At 70.3% G+C, this 15,012-nt stretch carries 11 protein-coding genes and 1 pseudogene; 5 read left to right on the top strand and 7 right to left on the bottom strand.

The annotated features are described in order from the left end of the window. From AOK18_RS08175 to AOK18_RS08165, 3 genes are all read right to left on the bottom strand, one after another. Positions 1-770: putative T7SS-secreted protein (locus tag AOK18_RS08175; RefSeq protein WP_055693887.1), on the bottom strand; the 770-nt coding region annotated here is incomplete at its 3' end. A gap of 2 nt (positions 771-772) precedes the next feature. Further along, the gene (locus tag AOK18_RS08170) at positions 773-1,447 is read right to left on the bottom strand and encodes a hypothetical protein (protein ID WP_055693888.1); all 675 of its coding nucleotides are present in this window, start codon (positions 1,445-1,447) and stop codon (positions 773-775) included. After that, the gene (locus tag AOK18_RS08165; RefSeq protein ID WP_055693886.1) at positions 1,437-1,859 is read right to left on the bottom strand and encodes an SseB family protein; all 423 of its coding nucleotides are present in this window, start codon (positions 1,857-1,859) and stop codon (positions 1,437-1,439) included. Before AOK18_RS08165 ends, AOK18_RS08170 begins: the two co-directional genes overlap by 11 nt. 754 nt (positions 1,860-2,613) lie before the next feature. Here AOK18_RS08165 and AOK18_RS08160 point away from each other — a divergent pair. Further along, a complete protein-coding gene (locus tag AOK18_RS08160; protein WP_055693885.1) occupies positions 2,614-4,503 on the top strand; it encodes a DNA/RNA helicase domain-containing protein in 1,890 nt (629 codons plus the stop codon). A gap of 260 nt (positions 4,504-4,763) precedes the next feature. Continuing rightward, a complete protein-coding gene (locus AOK18_RS08155) occupies positions 4,764-6,821 on the top strand; it encodes a DNA/RNA helicase domain-containing protein (RefSeq protein WP_099048851.1) in 2,058 nt (685 codons plus the stop codon). A 55-nt stretch (positions 6,822-6,876) separates the two neighbouring features. On the opposite strand, the gene AOK18_RS34095 is transcribed toward AOK18_RS08155, so the two are convergent. Beyond that, on the bottom strand, positions 6,877-7,005 hold the full coding sequence (locus AOK18_RS34095) for a DUF6408 family protein (protein ID WP_240503108.1): 129 nt from the start codon (positions 7,003-7,005) through the stop codon (positions 6,877-6,879). A gap of 465 nt (positions 7,006-7,470) precedes the next feature. Beyond that, entirely contained in the window at positions 7,471-7,632 is a 162-nt protein-coding gene (locus tag AOK18_RS30480; protein WP_338119101.1) for a hypothetical protein, read from the bottom strand. A gap of 364 nt (positions 7,633-7,996) precedes the next feature. Between AOK18_RS30480 and AOK18_RS08150 the strand changes: the two genes are divergently transcribed. After that, on the top strand, positions 7,997-9,811 hold the full coding sequence (locus AOK18_RS08150) for an acyl-CoA dehydrogenase family protein (protein ID WP_055693883.1): 1,815 nt from the start codon (positions 7,997-7,999) through the stop codon (positions 9,809-9,811). Positions 9,812-10,006: 195 nt separating this feature from the next. Here AOK18_RS08150 and AOK18_RS08145 read toward each other — a convergent pair whose 3' ends face one another. Then, entirely contained in the window at positions 10,007-10,636 is a 630-nt protein-coding gene (locus AOK18_RS08145) for a hypothetical protein (protein WP_157865056.1), read from the bottom strand. A 1,036-nt stretch (positions 10,637-11,672) separates the two neighbouring features. On the opposite strand from AOK18_RS08145, the pseudogene AOK18_RS08140 reads away from it, so the two are divergent. Next, a pseudogene (locus AOK18_RS08140) lies at positions 11,673-13,000 on the top strand (GTP-binding protein); the annotation flags it as partial. 113 nt (positions 13,001-13,113) lie between these two features. Further along, positions 13,114-13,383: a hypothetical protein gene (locus AOK18_RS35305; RefSeq protein WP_420865584.1), complete on the top strand. Its 270-nt coding sequence runs from the start codon at positions 13,114-13,116 to the stop codon at positions 13,381-13,383. A 38-nt stretch (positions 13,384-13,421) separates the two neighbouring features. Here AOK18_RS35305 and AOK18_RS08135 read toward each other — a convergent pair. Continuing rightward, positions 13,422-15,012 (bottom strand): hypothetical protein (locus tag AOK18_RS08135; protein ID WP_055693881.1); only part of this gene is annotated, 1,591 nt, incomplete at its 5' end.

The raw sequence follows: 15,012 nt of genomic DNA, 5'->3' as shown, positions 1-15,012 counted from the left end.
GCGCGCACCGCGGTGCGCGCGGTCTCGGCCGCGGTGTTGCGCTGCTTGCGGGCCTCGGCGAGGATCTCCTGCGCCTCGCTCATCAGCTTCCTGCCCGGGTCCTCGAACGTCGGCGCCGGACACGGCGGCAGCGTGGACGGGTCACGCTTGTCGGGCGGCAGCGCGTTGTAGCGGTCGACGGCCTTGTTGTAGGTGTCGACCTTCTTGCGGTGGGCGTCGGCGGCGTCCTCGGAGGCCTTGACGCCCTCCTTCCACTTGTCGATCGCCGTCTGCGCCCGCCCCTGCGCCCAGGTGACAGTTCCGGCGAATGACTCCAGCGCGGCGGCGGCCTTCTCGCAGGCGTCGGCACCGGTGAACCACTTCGGCGGCTGGGTGCTCACCGCCCTGCGCAGCGCCTCGGCCGCCTCACCCTTCAGCTGGGAGGAGTCCAGGCCCTTGAGCCCTTCGCCGGCATCGTCGAACGCGGTCCGGAAGGCGCGGAGCTTTTCGGCGGTGGCACGGATCTTCTCCGCACTGCCGTGGACCAGCCTGGTCTTGTCCTCGGTCTGCCCGAGGTCCATCTCGTCGACCTCGGCGCCCATCCGGTTGGCCACCGAACGCGACTGCTCGCGCACCCAGTCCGCACCGGACTGCCAGCCGGCCTCGTCCAGCCGGTCCGCGGTCCAGTTGCCGGCGCCCTCGACCCGGTCACCGATCCACTCGACGCCGTCCTCGACCGCGTCCTCCACCACATCCGGCGTGACGTCCTTGATGAAGTCGCCGATTCCCACGCTCAGTTCCCCCCGCCGTCACCCGGGTCGTCCTGCCCACCCTGCTGCTGCTCCTGTCGGGCGCGTTCCTCGGGGGAGGGGCCGAACGTCTCGTCCAGCGCCCGGTTCCACTCGCCCTCGCCTATGCCCAGCCGCTCGTTGAGCCACTCCGACCGCCGGCCGCCCTGCCCCTCGGTGAGCAGCGTGCGACCGGTGTCCTTCCAGGTCTGCTCGATGTCCTCACCCGCCCGCTCGAACGACTCGCGGCTCCAGTCCGGGTTCAGGGCGTCCGGCGTGAACACCTCACCCCAGTCCTGCCGGGTGATCTCCTCCTCGGAGGCGTGCGGGTTGCCACCCATCAGGGCGTTGACCCCCACCTTCAGCGATCCCTCGACGTACTGGTCGTGCTCCCACAGGGTGCCCGCCGCCAGCCCGAGCCGGCTCGCGAGCTGACTGGCGTCGTGCACCAGGGCACGCACGCCCCACTCCCAGCGTTCGCAGAAGTCCTCGAAGTCCACCGACAGGCCGTGGTGCCCGGCCTCCATCCCGGTCATCGACAACTGGGCGAACCCCTTGCCCATCACCGAGCCGGTGGCGCCGCCCAACTCGCCCAGCCCGTCGATGGTGGCGCCCACCCCCTTGGTGAACCTCGCCACCGACGCCCGGTCGAACCCCAGATCCGCCCCGTCACTGCCCACGGCCACGCCCCTCCTCCGTCGTGCCGGTGTCGACGGCGACCTCGTCGGGCACGATCCCGGCGACCGGCGGGAAGAACATCGACCCGTCCTCGTCGGCGATGTCCACCGCCAGCCCGGCCGGCTCACCCAGGCCCGGCACGATCTCGTCCACGATGCGCGCACCCAGCAGCGCCGCGTAGTCCAACGGCCGGTCACTCATCTCGCGTTGCTCCGCGAAGCGGGCCAGCGCCGCCTCGTCCGTGAAGGCGCACACCCACCGCACCCCGCCCGCATGCGCACTCCACAGGCGGCCGTCGACGGACGGGACCAGAAGCACCGACCGCCGCATCTCACCGACCAGCGCCCGAGGATCCCCGACCCCCGCCCGCCGCTCGGCGATCCGCTCGCCCAACGCCGTCCTGGGCTGCTCCACGAAACCCTCCCCCGCCCCGGTGTCATGGGTGACTGATGGCACCGTAGATCACGACGCACCCGAAGGGCACGACGGTTCTCGTGAAACCCGACCGGGCCTTACGGAGCACCCGGCGCCGCTCCTCGTCCGTCACGGCGGCCCGGTCCCTGCGGCAGCACCGTTTGCGGGTCGGGAACGAGGGCTCGACAAGATGCACGCATGAGTTGCGAAGCCACAGCCCAACTGCAATGAATCCGCGCGCTGTCAGCCTCGTTTGTGGTCCCTCCAGCATCTGCCGTGCCGCAGAGTTGGAAGGGGCGGCGAAGAAGATCGCCGCATGCGCGGTGGACTTGGCCGCCGTCAAGGCGCCCCGCGACCCGCAGTACCCGCTGCCCCGGCCTCCGTCCCCTGCCCGCTTCGCACTGAGGAGGGGAACGGCAGAGGGCTGTTTCCAGGCGGTGGACCGCACAGGGGGAGGACGCAATCGGTAGCCAGACCGCACGGAACGGTTTCGTCGTCGTGCGCACCATCCTGCACTTCACCGGGAAGTGATCGGCCCGTGAGGGGGAGAGCGGGGTCAGAGCCGGCCCTCACTCCGATGTGCCGACCCCTGACGCCCTTCCCGCTCCAGGTCACCCGCACGGTTGCCAGTGACGCCAGGTAACCTCGAGCACATCGTCGACGCGGCCCGACGGGCTTCCGCTCCACCCCGGTGGAGTCTCGAAGGACACGCCCCCACCCGCACGAGTCATTTCGTGCTGCCTGGGGGAAGTCCTTGCTGTTCCGCGAGTCCGCGAACTCGATCGCCGCGAGGGCGCTCGACAGTTCGCTGTACCTGCACCTGACTGAGCGATTCGTCCACATGCACGGCTACCGGCCCGGTGCCGCAGAGGTCCGCTCCTGGGAGCGGAGCATCCCCGCCCTGACGGCGGCCCTCAACGACGCGGGGCTCGGCGAGGTCGAGGTCATGCTCGAGTACGCGCTCCCACTGAACAGCAAGCGCGCCGACGCCGTGCTCGCCGGGGTGCACCCGACCACGGGCGAGCCGTCGTACGTCGTCGTCGAGCTGAAGCAGTGGAGCCAGGCGGAGCCGGACGAGGACGATCCGGTGTTGTGCCGGATCGACGCCTACACGCATCCGGTCCTCAATCCGATCGAGCAGGTGCGCCGTTACTGCGAGTACCTCGTCAATTTCAACGGTGCGGTCGCCGAGCATCCGGATCGCGTCAGTGGCGTGGCGTTCCTGCACAACGCGACCGAGTTCGGTGTGAGTGGACTGCGAGCGGTCGAGCTCGACGAGCGCGGCCAGTTGTTCACGGGCGAGCGGCGCGGCGAGTTCATCGACCACCTCCGCACCCGGCTCAGCGGCCGGCACCCGGGAGCCCGGGCCGCCGACGAACTCCAGGCGGGCAGGACGGTGCCGTCCAAGCAGCTCATGTCGGTGGCGGCCCAGGAGGTCCGCGAGCGCGAGCAGTTCGTCCTCCTGGACGAACAGCAGGTCGCGTACCGCATGGTGCTCAACGCCGTACGCAGGGCGAAGCAGTCCGATCACAAGGAAGTCGTGATCATCACCGGCGGCCCCGGCACCGGCAAGAGCGTCATCGCGCTCTCCCTGCTCGGCGAGCTGTACCGTCAGGGAGTTCCCGCCCTGCACGCCACCGGCTCCCAGTCGTTCACCAAGACGATGCGCAAGGTCGCGGGCACCCGCAAGCGCGAGGTGCAGGAGCTCTTCAAGTACTTCAACAGCTTCATGACGACCGAGAAGAACACTCTCGACGTCCTGATCTGCGACGAGGCCCACCGCATCCGCGAGACCTCCGCCCATCGCTACACACCGGCAGCCCACCGCACGGGCAAGCGGCAGATAGAGGAACTCATCGATGTCGCCCGCGTCCCCGTCTTCCTCCTCGACGAGCACCAGGTGGTGCGCCCGGGGGAGAGGGGAACGGTGCAGGAGATAAAGGCGGCCGCGGCGGCCAAGGGCCTGGAGTGCCGGGTGGTGCCGTTGGAGAGCCAGTTCCGCTGCGGCGGCAGCGACGCCTACCTGCGCTGGGTCGTCCGGCTTCTCGGCCTCGAACCCGGCGGCGCGGTCGTCTGGGAGCCCGACGACCGCATGAGACTGCTCGTCGCCGACAGCCCTCAGGAGATGGAGGCCTTCCTCGAAGCCCGCCGAAGCGAGGGCTACGGCGCTCGCATGTCCGCGGGCTACTGCTGGCACTGGTCTCCGGAACCGAAGCCCGGTGACCCGCTTCCGGCCGACGTCGTCATCGGTGACTGGTCCCGCCCCTGGAACCTGCGAGGCGAACGCTCCGTCTCCGGTGCGCCTCCGTCCGCCCTGTGGGCCACCGATCCGGCCGGGTTCGGCCAGGTCGGCTGTGTCTACACGGCCCAGGGCTTCGAGTACGACTGGTCCGGTGTCATCATCGGCCCCGACCTGCTCTGGCGCGGCGACCGCTGGGTCACGGACCGTACGGCGTCGAAGGACCCGGTCTTCAAGAGGTCGACCCCGGACGACGACGTCGACCGGCTGATCCGCAACACCTACAAGGTGCTCCTGACCCGGGGCATGGTCGGCACGATCGTGTACTCGACGGACCCGGAGACGCGGGAGAAGCTGCGGGAGCTGGCGGGCGGCCGGCTGGAGCGGCGAGCTGCCACGGTGTGACGGAGGGCAGGTCCTCGCCACGGAGCGCACGATCCGGCCATGATGCCTACGCTTCGCGTCGATCACCGCGTCGTCGCCGTCCGTAGGGCGGTCGGTCTCCCTAGGATCCCGAGTACTGATTGCGGCCCGACGGGCTTCCTCACGAGAGGACACGCCCCCACCCGCACGAGTCACTCGTGCTCTGGGGGACCCACCTCGTGTCCATGCTCCTGTTGAGGCTGGCAGCGCAGGATCTGCTGACCTTGAACTCAAGGCGCCGTATGGTGCCGCACCTGGCCGCCAGATGGCGGCACTTCCGGGGCGCCGACGCCTCGCTGTCGGAACGTTCCGCGTGGGCCGAGAGCCTCGTGAGCCTCGCGCGAGACCTGGTCGCCGCCGGGCGCGGGAACGTGGAGATGATCGTCGAGTGCGCCGCCACCCTCGACGAGGCCGACCGTCCCGGCGACCCCAGGCTCATCGACGTCGTCCTCGTGGGCCATCATCCGGAAGAGAGGGGACTGTCCGTCCAACTGGTCGAGCTGAAGCGCTGGTCGACGGTCACCCGAGTGGAACGGGCCACCGCGGAGCTGGTCCACGTACCGGGAATGGGCAGGAAGAAGCACCCCGCCCTGCAGTTGCGCGAGTACTACGAGGCGTTCACGGGCGGCAGGGGACCGCTGCACGGACTGGACTTCGAGTGCGGCGGGTTCGCCTACCTGCACAACGCCACCGACGCCTCCGTCCGGCCCCTGATCGACGTGGACGCCCCGACCGGCGCCTACGCCCGCGTCTACACGAACGACCGGCGCGAACAGTTGATCTCCGACCTCCGTAAGCACTTCGCCGCCGAAGGCGGCGCGTCCGCGGCCGAGTTACTGCTGCAGAACATGGGCTTACGCAACACGCCCCTGCTCGACGCCATGATCCGCTCTCGCGGAGAAGACACGGTGTTCACCCTGCGCGGCCGACAGAAGAGGGTCGCCGACGACATCCTGGACACCGCTTCGAAGGTCCTCCCGGATCCGTGGCGTCCCGCACTCGTGCCCGACGAACGTCGCGTGGTCTTCCTGGTCACGGGCGGTGCCGGTACCGGGAAGAGCGCCATCGGCCTCCAGATCAAGGCGGAGCTGGAGGCCGGCGGCCGCACTGTCAAGTACGCCAGCGGCAGCAGAGCCTTCAACGGTGCCATCCAGGAGCACGTCGGTTACGGGGACCGGGAGTTCAGGGAGACCTTCACCTACTTCAGCAACTTCGTCACCCCGCCGGACCCGCCGCTGGACGTGCTGATCTGCGACGAGGCGCACCGCCTGCGGGACCGTTCGACCAATCGCTTCTGGAAGCCCGAGCACCAGGGCACCAAGCCCCAGGTCGACGAGCTTCTCGACGCCTCCCGTCTGACGGTGTTCTTCCTCGACGAGGGGCAGTCCGTGCGGCCGAACGAGGTCGGCACCGTCGAACTGATCGAGAACGCGGCGCAACGGTACGGCGCCGCTCTCGTCCGGTACCGACTCCGGGAGCAGTTCCGCTGTGGTGGCAGCGACGCCTACATCCGCTGGGTGCGCGCCGTGCTCGGGGTGGCGGAGGAGGAACCGGAGCAGTGGACGCCGGACGGACTGATGCACGTGGAGGTGGCGGACAGCCCGGAGGAACTCGAACGGATCATCCGCACCGAAGCGCTGGCCGGGGCGTCCGCCCGTCTCGTCGCGGGGTACTGCTGGCCCTGGACGAAGCCGATCGGCAAGGAGAGGCGGCTGGAGGCCGACGTGCGGATCGGGGACTGGCACCGACCGTGGAACGCGGACAGCGACGCGGTCTGCGAGAACGGGGCGCCGCCGTCCAAGATCTGGTCCGTGCACGAGAAAGGGCTTGATCAGATCGGTTGTGTGTACACGGCTCAGGGTCTCGAGTGGGACTGGTGCGGTGTGATCCTGGGTGAGGACATGGTGCGCCGGGACGGCCGGTGGGTGTTCCGCCGGGGCAAGGAGCGCAAGGATCCGGAGTCCGGCGTCAAGCGCGTCGCCGTCCCCGGCTCGTTCGACCCCAAGGTGAAGGCGGGCAGCGTCGGCGAGCAGGAGTTCGCCCGGCTGGTCCGCCACGCCTACCACGTGCTGATGACCCGGGCGAGCCGGGCAACGGTGCTCTACTCCACGGACGAGGAGACCCGGAACTACCTGAAGGACATGGTCGGCGGGATCCAGGTGCACGGGCTGCGCCCCACTTGGGAGAACCTGCCGGAGGAGGCACGCGTGCCGCACCTGCCCCGGCCGAGTCGAGGGCGGCGCTCCCGCAGGAAGCGCCAGAGCACGGGCCCGCACTCGCCCGACCTGTCCCTGTTCTGACGCGGACCGCTCGCATGCGGAGTGGCGGGCTCTCCGGGCCCGCCACAGGCCTGCGTCAGAAGAGCAGGCGCGCTGCCGCCGCCAGGGCCGCCACCACGAGTTGGGTGGCGACACCCGCGGCGACGTCGACCAGGATCTCGCGAAGCCGGTGACGACGTGCAGGCTTGTACTCAACGGGGTTCATGGATGTCCACTCCTTGGCGTGAGCTGGGAATGGCAGGGACCGCCCTACCGGGCATCCGCACTCACGCCGCGTGCGCAGCACGCAGCGGAAACCACTCGTCAGTCACGGCCGGGGGCCGGCACCTGAACACCGCCGACGTACCCTCCGGGAAGGTGCGCAGCGGTGAACAACATTAGTGCAGTACCAAGTTGTGTCTATTCATTTTCGGTTGCAGGCGGTCATGCTGTCACCGGTCCCGGGGCAGTCGACGTGCCGCCTGCTCGCAGCTCTCTGATGCGGCATCGACACATTGTTTCCTTCGCCGTGGGCCCTACGCGTGCCCAGTTGGGCCCCCGTCGGCGCCCCCGTGACGACCGTCGGCGGACGGCCCGCGCAGTGCTACACGGGCAGGGACGGGCAGGCCCGGTAGGGCTACGACTCCGGATGACTGGTGAACGCCGTCGGGGAGGCACCCCCGACGGCGTCTCAGGACACGAACTCCCGCATCACCTCGGCGAAGGTCGTCGGCTCGTCGATCAGGTGATGGGGAGGCGGCTTCTCGTCGAAGCGGGCGATCCGGTCGCGCATGTCCTTCACTCGCTTCAGCAGGCCGACGAACCGCTCCCGGGGCATGTTCGGCCACTTCAACGCCTCCCGGTCGCGGTCGGCTTGCTCGGCGAAGGACTGCTTCGTCTGATACGCGACACCTCGACATGCGAGCCCGGCAGTCCCCCACCCGTGCGGAGCGCGGTGCGTGCGCGGGCAAGGGGGTCAGATCGGTGTAACCGTCTGCAACGAGCGCAAATGCGACGCCCTCGAGTGAGGGCGCGGGAGGGTGCGGGCGCCACCGGCGGTCGGGGTGTGCCGCTCTGGTCGATCAGGTCGCTGTGCTGGCAGGAGGGCGGGTTCGCCCCGTCGGTCATGTGCCATGGGCGGTTACCGCCGTTCGGACTGTCTCAATCGTGTTGATCATCATGCTGTGGCGTTCGTTCGCTTGAGTTACGTTCTTTGCGTGATCGACTCTCAACTCCCCAGTGAGTACAGCCGTTCGTCCGCGCTCCGGACCGTCCTCTTCGGCGCGCGGGCTGAGCAGTTCCATGGACCATGGCGCGAGCTGTTCGGCTCTGCCCCCTTCGCCTTCCAAGAAGGGCTGACGCACCGAGAGCGCACCGAACTGTCCTACCGGCGGCTCCACTTGGTCAATGACGCCGTTCCCGATGTTCGGGCTCTGGTTACCGACGCCGCTTCCCTGACCGCGTTGCACGAATGGGCGGGGGCCGCCGATGCCGGCATGGCGACGATCGCGAGCATCCACTTCAACCTGTTCCTCGGCAGCCTCCTGGATCACGACCACGAGGACCGGGACCTGGCGCCCTACTTCCGGATGGAGCGGCTGGGGACCTTCCTGTGCACCGAGCAGGCGCACGGCAACGACGCTGCGCAGATGGAAACCACCGCCACGTTCGATCGGGCGTCAGGCGGCTTCGTGCTCGACACCCCGTCCGACGGCGCCCGGAAGTTCATGCCCAACACGAGCTCCGTAGGGGGTGCGAAGGACGCACTCGTCGCGGCCCGGCTGATCGTCGACGGGGAGGACAGGGGCGTGTTCCTGTTCCTGACCCCTCTCAGCGACGAGAGCGGGCGGCATTTGCCGGGTGTCGAGGTCTGGGACCTGCCCCAGACCGGAAGCGCTCCCGTGGACCACTGCGCCACGGCGTTCCACCGCGTGCCCCTGCCGTTCACCGCCATGCTGCAGGGGGAGCACGGGCGACTCGACCCGGACGGCCGGTTCGTCAGCTCCCTGGGCAACAGCCGCAAACGGTTCCTCCATTCCATCGGGCGTGTGACCATGGGCAAGCTCTGCATGAGCGCCTACAGCCTGGGAGTGACACGGCACGCCCTGGGCATCGCCGTGCGGCACGCCCACAACCGGCAGACAGCGGGAATGACCAAGGGGCAGCGGGTGCCTTTGATGTCGCACCGGAGCCACCACACACCGCTCCTGGACGCCCTCGCCTCGACTTACGCGGCCACGTTGCTGCACCGGTCCGTCGTCCGGCAGTGGAGCCGGTCCACGGAGGCCGACCGCGAGGACTGCGAACGGCTGATAGCCGTCGCCAAGGGATGGATCACCTGGCGGGCCCGGGACGTCATGACGGAGTGCCGCGAGAGGTGTGGTGCGCAAGGGCTCGCGCTGGCCAACGGCATAACGTTCCAGCTGGCCGCCAACGAGGGAACGATCACCGCGGAGGGAGACAACCTCGTCATCTGGACCAAGGCGGCAGGGGAGATGCTCCTGGGGGGCCTCACCCCGAAACCGGCCAGTGAGACACCGCCGGAAGAGCGCTCGCTGCGCGATCCGCAGCACCTGCAGGACCTCCTGGCGGACGTGGAGCGAATATGGCACGAGCGGGCGCGTACGCGGCTGCGCACCAAGGGAGCCCGCTCACCCCTGGAGCGATGGAACACAACGGTCACCCCGGCCCTGAAGCTCGTCGACGCGCATGCCCATCGCCTGGCCGCCGAGGCTCTGCTCGGCGCTTCCGCCCAAGCCGCATCAGCACATGCCCGGTCGCTGCTCGTGGACCTGCACGGCCTCTTCGCCCTCAGGGGAGTGGCTGCCCACAGCGGCGACTTGCTGGCGCAAGGGCGTCTCACCGCGGATCAGGTCCTGGATCTGCCGGACGTCATCGAGAGTGTCATCACGGACCTCGCACCTCACGCGCTGGAGATGGTCGAGGCGTTCTCCGTGCCGCACGAGCTTCTGGACCGTCACCCCATACTGCGCGTGGACGGTTCGAGCAGTCTCGCGCCGGCCCTGCCATGACCTCTGCGTACCCGACGGACCTCGTCGCGGCTGGTTGAAACAAGGTCCCTCGTCGTCGACGGAGTCCGTGGGGCGGTCGCCGTACGTGCCTGACGTCCTCTCGGACATGAGTGAGGCACGTACGGCGGCCGGCGCTTGCCGCACGCCTCGGCGCATCCCGGGACAACGCGCGGGCGGGCCCTCCGGGCGCCGGGTTCAGGAGTACAGCGCGCGGTGGGATGCGTAGGTGAACCCGTCACCGGCGCTCAAGGCGTACACGACGCGTCCGCAGAAGTCCTGGTACGCGGCTTCCTGCGCCGCATCCAGGGTGAGGGCCGGCGCCCGCCCCGTCCGCGCTTCACGCCCGACGGCCTCGAGCAGGCCGGGCGGCGCCCTGAACTCCATCACGTCCAGGACGCGTCCGAAGGTGTCGACGAGACACGGCACCTGCGTCTCCTCCGCCAGCTCGCCGAGCACCTCGGTGAGCCGGCCGGTTCCCTGCTCCGCCCGAGCGAGCATGGTGTGGCAGGCCCGCAGGGTGTGCAGATGCCCCGCCGGAACGTCCACGGAGTACAGGGACGTCAGCTTTCGGCCCCGTGAGTCGTGCAGGGCGTAGTCTTCCCGGCTCTCCTGCCCTCGGGCCGCCGGGACCAAGGCCTGCCACTGGAGCTGAGACGGGAAACACTGCTGAATCTCGCCCCACTTGTCATAGGCGGTGCGGATCAACAGCTCCTGTCCCTCACTCAGGTCGTTCCGGTAGAAGTAATACAGGTTGTGCAGCAAAGGCTGTTCGATCCCGATGAACATACCGAGGAACACCGGATCGTCCGGGACCAGGAACCGCATCGACATCCTCCTTCCTGGCATGGGTGGCACTACTGGGCGGCGGGCTGGGAGAGGAGGGGCTGGAAGCCCGGTCCGGCGGCACGGGCAGCGATGAACCGAGCCGGTTCCTCACCGTGCGCCGGACGGCGCAGGGGGGCGCCCGGTCGTGCAGGCCCCGACTCGGCTCGGCAGTGATCTGCCGCAGATCCGGGTCACGGACGGCGTCCGCGTGCGGTACCCGCACCGGCGCCGCAGCCGACCCCGGGTACGCGGCGCGCACGGCGCCGCTCTTCCCGTCCTTGACGGCCCGGGCGACGGCGGTCCCCGCTGCCCTCGGCCTCGGCGGGAACGAGGCACTGACGGCCGGTCGACCACTGGTCGGCCGGCACCCGTTTGCGGGCCGGATCGGCCATGTCGCTCCCCGCTTCCGTGGACGGCTCGGACCCCGGCCGTCGTCGAACGACGGCGAGCTCGAACGGTCGGCCGTCACCGCTGTTCAGGAGATCAGCGTAGACCTCCGCCGGGCGTCGCCCCGACCGAGCCCACACCCGCTGGACGCCCGAGCCGGGCCGCTGGTTTCCCCCGGCATGAGCCCTGACCCACGGGGAGAACCCGCAGGCCCCACGCGACCGGGGTTTCCCCGTCACGCGGCGGCCGCTCCGCGGCCCCGGACGCCGGCCTCGACCGTCGTGAAAAGCCGTGGCTCCGTCCGCCCGCCCCTCCCTGCACTCGGCCACGAGCAGGCGCCGCCGCGCTGTGAGGTCGCGCGTTCGAGACCGTGAGGGGAGTCGGCCATGCGTGACCACACCGCCGCAGCCGCTCTCCCGACCCGGTCCGTCCGCTCCGAGGTGCTCCTCGTGCCCTCAGCCGTCCGGTGCCCGCTGCGCGGCCGGTACCGGATGCCGTGACGAGACCGAATCGCTGACGGCCATTCGATTCTGTTTGCGGTGACGGGTCTTGACGCCCATATGTCCCCGCCGCCCGACCGCAGGTCCCGTCCGGGAATCGCGCCGCCCCGTCACAGAGCACCGAAAGGCCACGGGCCGTGCGCGACCCGATGCACACCGACTCCCCGCACACCGACTCCCCGCACACCGACCCCCTCGCCGCCGTCCGCAACCTCGGGATCCTCGCCCACGTCGACGCCGGCAAGACCACCGTCACCGAGCGGATCCCGTACGCGACCGGCACCACGCACCAGCGCGGCAAGGTCCACGACGGCTCCACCGTCACCGACTTCGATCCGCAGGAGCGGGACCGGGGCGTCACGATCTTCGCCGCCGCCGCCAGCCGCACCTGGGACGGGCACCGGATCAACCTGATCGGCGCCCCCGGGCACGTCGACTTCGCCGACGAGGTCGAGCGCTCGCTACGGGTCCTCGACGGCGCGGTCGCGGTGTTCTACGCGGTCGCGGGCGTGGAGCCGCAGAGCGAGTCGGTGTGGCGGCAGGCCGACCGGCACGGCGTACCGCGCATCGCGTTCGTCACCAAGATGGACCGGGCCGGTGCCGGACTGGACGCCGCCGTCGCCTCGATCCGCGCACGACTGCACCCGGTGCCGCCGGTCGTGCAGCTGCCCGTCGGCGCCGAGGACGCCTTCACCGGCGTCGTCGACCCGATGCGCCTGCGGGCCCTGACCCGGACCGACGGTGACGCCGCCGAGGCCGACGGGGCCACCGGGGCCGCTCACGAGGGTCCCGTCCCGGACGGTCTGCGACAGGAGGCGCACCACCGGCGCCGGCTCCTCGAGGAAGCCGTCGCCGAGCTGCACCCGGGAGCGCTGGAGGAGTTCTGCGCCACGGGAACGCTCGGCGCAGGCACCCTCGCCGCCGCCCCGCGCGACCTGACCCGCAGCGGTGAGGGAGTCGTCGTGCTGTGCGGCTCGTCGAGGAGGCGCCCTCACTGGCGGCGCGGACCGGCCGGGAGACCGGCCGGACGGTGCTGTCCGGCACGGGGGAACCGCATCTGGAGGTCGCGGTGGAGAGGATCCGGCGCGAGCAGGGGCCGGCCGTCGGCGTGGGCCGTCCCCGGGTCGGCTACCGGGAGACCGTCGGGCGCGGGGCGTCCGGCTTCGTGTACCGGCACGTCGAACAGGACGGCGGGGTGGGACAGTTCGCCCACGTCGTGCTCGACGTCGAACCGCTGGGCACCGCCGGTTCCGCGGAGTCCGGTTCCGGGTTCGCGTTCTGCTCGGCCGTCACCGGCGGGCGCGTGCCGCAGGAGTACGTCCGCGCGGTCGAGGCCGGCTGCCGGGACGCCCTGGCCGAGGGACCGTCGGACGGTCATCCGGTGACCGGTCCGCGCGTCACGCTCACCGACGGGGCCACCCATGTGAAGGACTCGTTGGAGGCCGCGTTCCACACGGCCGGCCGGCTCGGTCTGCGGGACGCCCCGCGGGCCTGTGCGACGGTGCTGCTGGAACCGGTGGCCGAGGTCACCGTCACCGTGCCCAAGGACGCGGTGGGCGGCTCGGTGATCCGGCCGCCCGTCGCGGCCGGGTGACCGGTTCGGACACCCGGACGGGCGGCGCGGCCGGCACCGCGACGGTCACCGCCACCGTGCCGCCGGCCGAACGGTTCGGCTGCGCGACCCGGTTGCGCAGCCGGACGCGGGGCTGCGGCACCTTCACCGCCCGGCCCACCGGGTACGCGCCGGCACCGGAGCCCGCCCCGCCTCCGTGCGGTAGCCGGTACGCGGGAACGGCGGTCCCTCCCGGTCACCCGCCCCGGGAAGGACCGCCACCGGCGTCGCATCGGTGCCCGCCGTGACCGTCGGCGTCGGTCGTGGCGGGCGCCGGACGCCGGGATCAGGGGTAGGACACGACCTTCGACGGAACGGTGTTCGTGCCCGAGGTGGGCGCGCCGGTGTCGTTGATGACGCACTCGTACTGCCCGTTGCCGCTGAGCGACACGACCAGCAGGTGGTGGAAGCGGACCCCCGGACGGTTCGGGGCGGCGAAGCCGTGGTGCTGCACGATCGTCGGGTTGACGTTGTAGTAGCAGTAACTCCCCATGCCCCAGCCCTCGTGGGTGGTGACCCGGTCGCCGACCTTGTACGCGGCGTAGCCCTTGATCGAGCCGTTCTGGATGGCGGCCTGGTTCGGGGCGTCGTACGCCTTCTCGTTCTGGAAGAAGATCGTGCGCCCGCGTTCGCCGTTCCACTGCACGTCGTACTTGTTGAAGTGTTCCACGAACAGGCCGGTCGCCAGGACGTCGTGGCCGTTGACGACGACGCCGTAGTCACAGCGGTTGGTCTCCCAGCCGACGCCCTCGCCGTGGTCGGCACGCCAGACCCAGGTGTGGTCGACGATGGTGTGCCGGGCGTTGATCACCATGCTGGTGGTCGCCTTGCCGGGACCCGCGCCGCCGATCCGGATGAACACGTCCTGGACGGTGATCGGGTCGGCGGAGTGGTCGCGGGAGGAGCCGCTCGGGCCGATCTCCACCAGGGTGGGGGAGTTGACCGGTCCGGCGTCGACGAGGAAGCCCGCCAGGCGTACGCCGTCGACGTCGGCCACCTGGAGGGCAGTGGCGCCGTTGTCCGGGATCAGGGTGGCGTAGCCGAGACCGAGGACGACCGTGCCCGCCCGCTTGACGCGGATCGGCTGGTCGACGCGGTAGATGCCCGGTGTCAGCAGCAGGTTGAGGCCCTGGTCGAGTGCCTGGTTGAGGGTGGCCGCGGAGTCGCCGGGCCTCGCCACGTAGAACCGGTCCAGGGACAGGGAAGTACCGCGCGGGGTGCCGTTGCCCCAGGTGACGCCGCGTGCGTCGCGGCGCAGTGCGGGCAGGAACACCCGGTAGTCGGCGCCGTCCAGGTACAGGAACGGCTTCTCGCGGGAGATCGGCGTCCGGTCGAGCGTGGTGTAGGGCGGTTCCGGGAAGCTCTGCGCGGGGGCGCCCTGGACACCCGAGAACACCATGTTCCACACGGCGTTGGTCCATCCGCCGACCGAGCTGTCCCGGGTGTACCACTGCTGCTGCGAATAGGGGCCGACCTCGCCGTCGATCCGGCTGTCGGCGATGTAACCGCCGCTGGCCCAGCCGTAGCCGGCGGGCGCCAGGTTGAGGCCGCCGCGTATGTGCATCCGGCGGAACGGGGCGGCCTGGGCGACCGCCCAGCGGTTGGTGCCGTTGACCGGGACGAGGGCCAGGTTCTCCGCCGAACGCCAGAAGTTCTGCGTGGCGTTGCCCTGGAACCAGCCCGCGTCGACCGTCACGTCACCGTGGATGGTGGTGTCGTCGGGGGAGAGCCCGAGACCCGAGATCGAGGTGTAGAAGCCCAGTTGGGCGTTGAGCCCGTGGTAGGCGCCCGGCTTGAAGAAGAACTGGTAGCGGCCCGGGCCGAACTGGTCCGACTCCTGTCGGGCGAACACCTCGTCCAGCTTCGCCTGGATGCCC

This window comes from Streptomyces prasinopilosus (genome assembly GCF_001419695.1).
Classification (GTDB): Bacteria; Actinomycetota; Actinomycetes; order Streptomycetales; family Streptomycetaceae; genus Streptomyces; species Streptomyces prasinopilosus.
Note: the sequence above shows the minus strand (reverse complement) of the source record. Positions and strands in the feature narration are given on the sequence as shown.

What these genes read in the sequence shown, in the direction of transcription:
- AOK18_RS08155 (WP_099048851.1), top strand. Translation starts at nt 4,764, where the DNA reads ATGGTGCCGCACCTGGCCGCCAGATGGCGGCACTTCCGGGGCGCCGAC.
- AOK18_RS34095 (WP_240503108.1), bottom strand. Translation starts at nt 7,005, where the DNA reads ATGAACCCCGTTGAGTACAAGCCTGCACGTCGTCACCGGCTTCGCGAG.
- AOK18_RS08145 (WP_157865056.1), bottom strand. Translation starts at nt 10,636, where the DNA reads ATGCGGTTCCTGGTCCCGGACGATCCGGTGTTCCTCGGTATGTTCATC.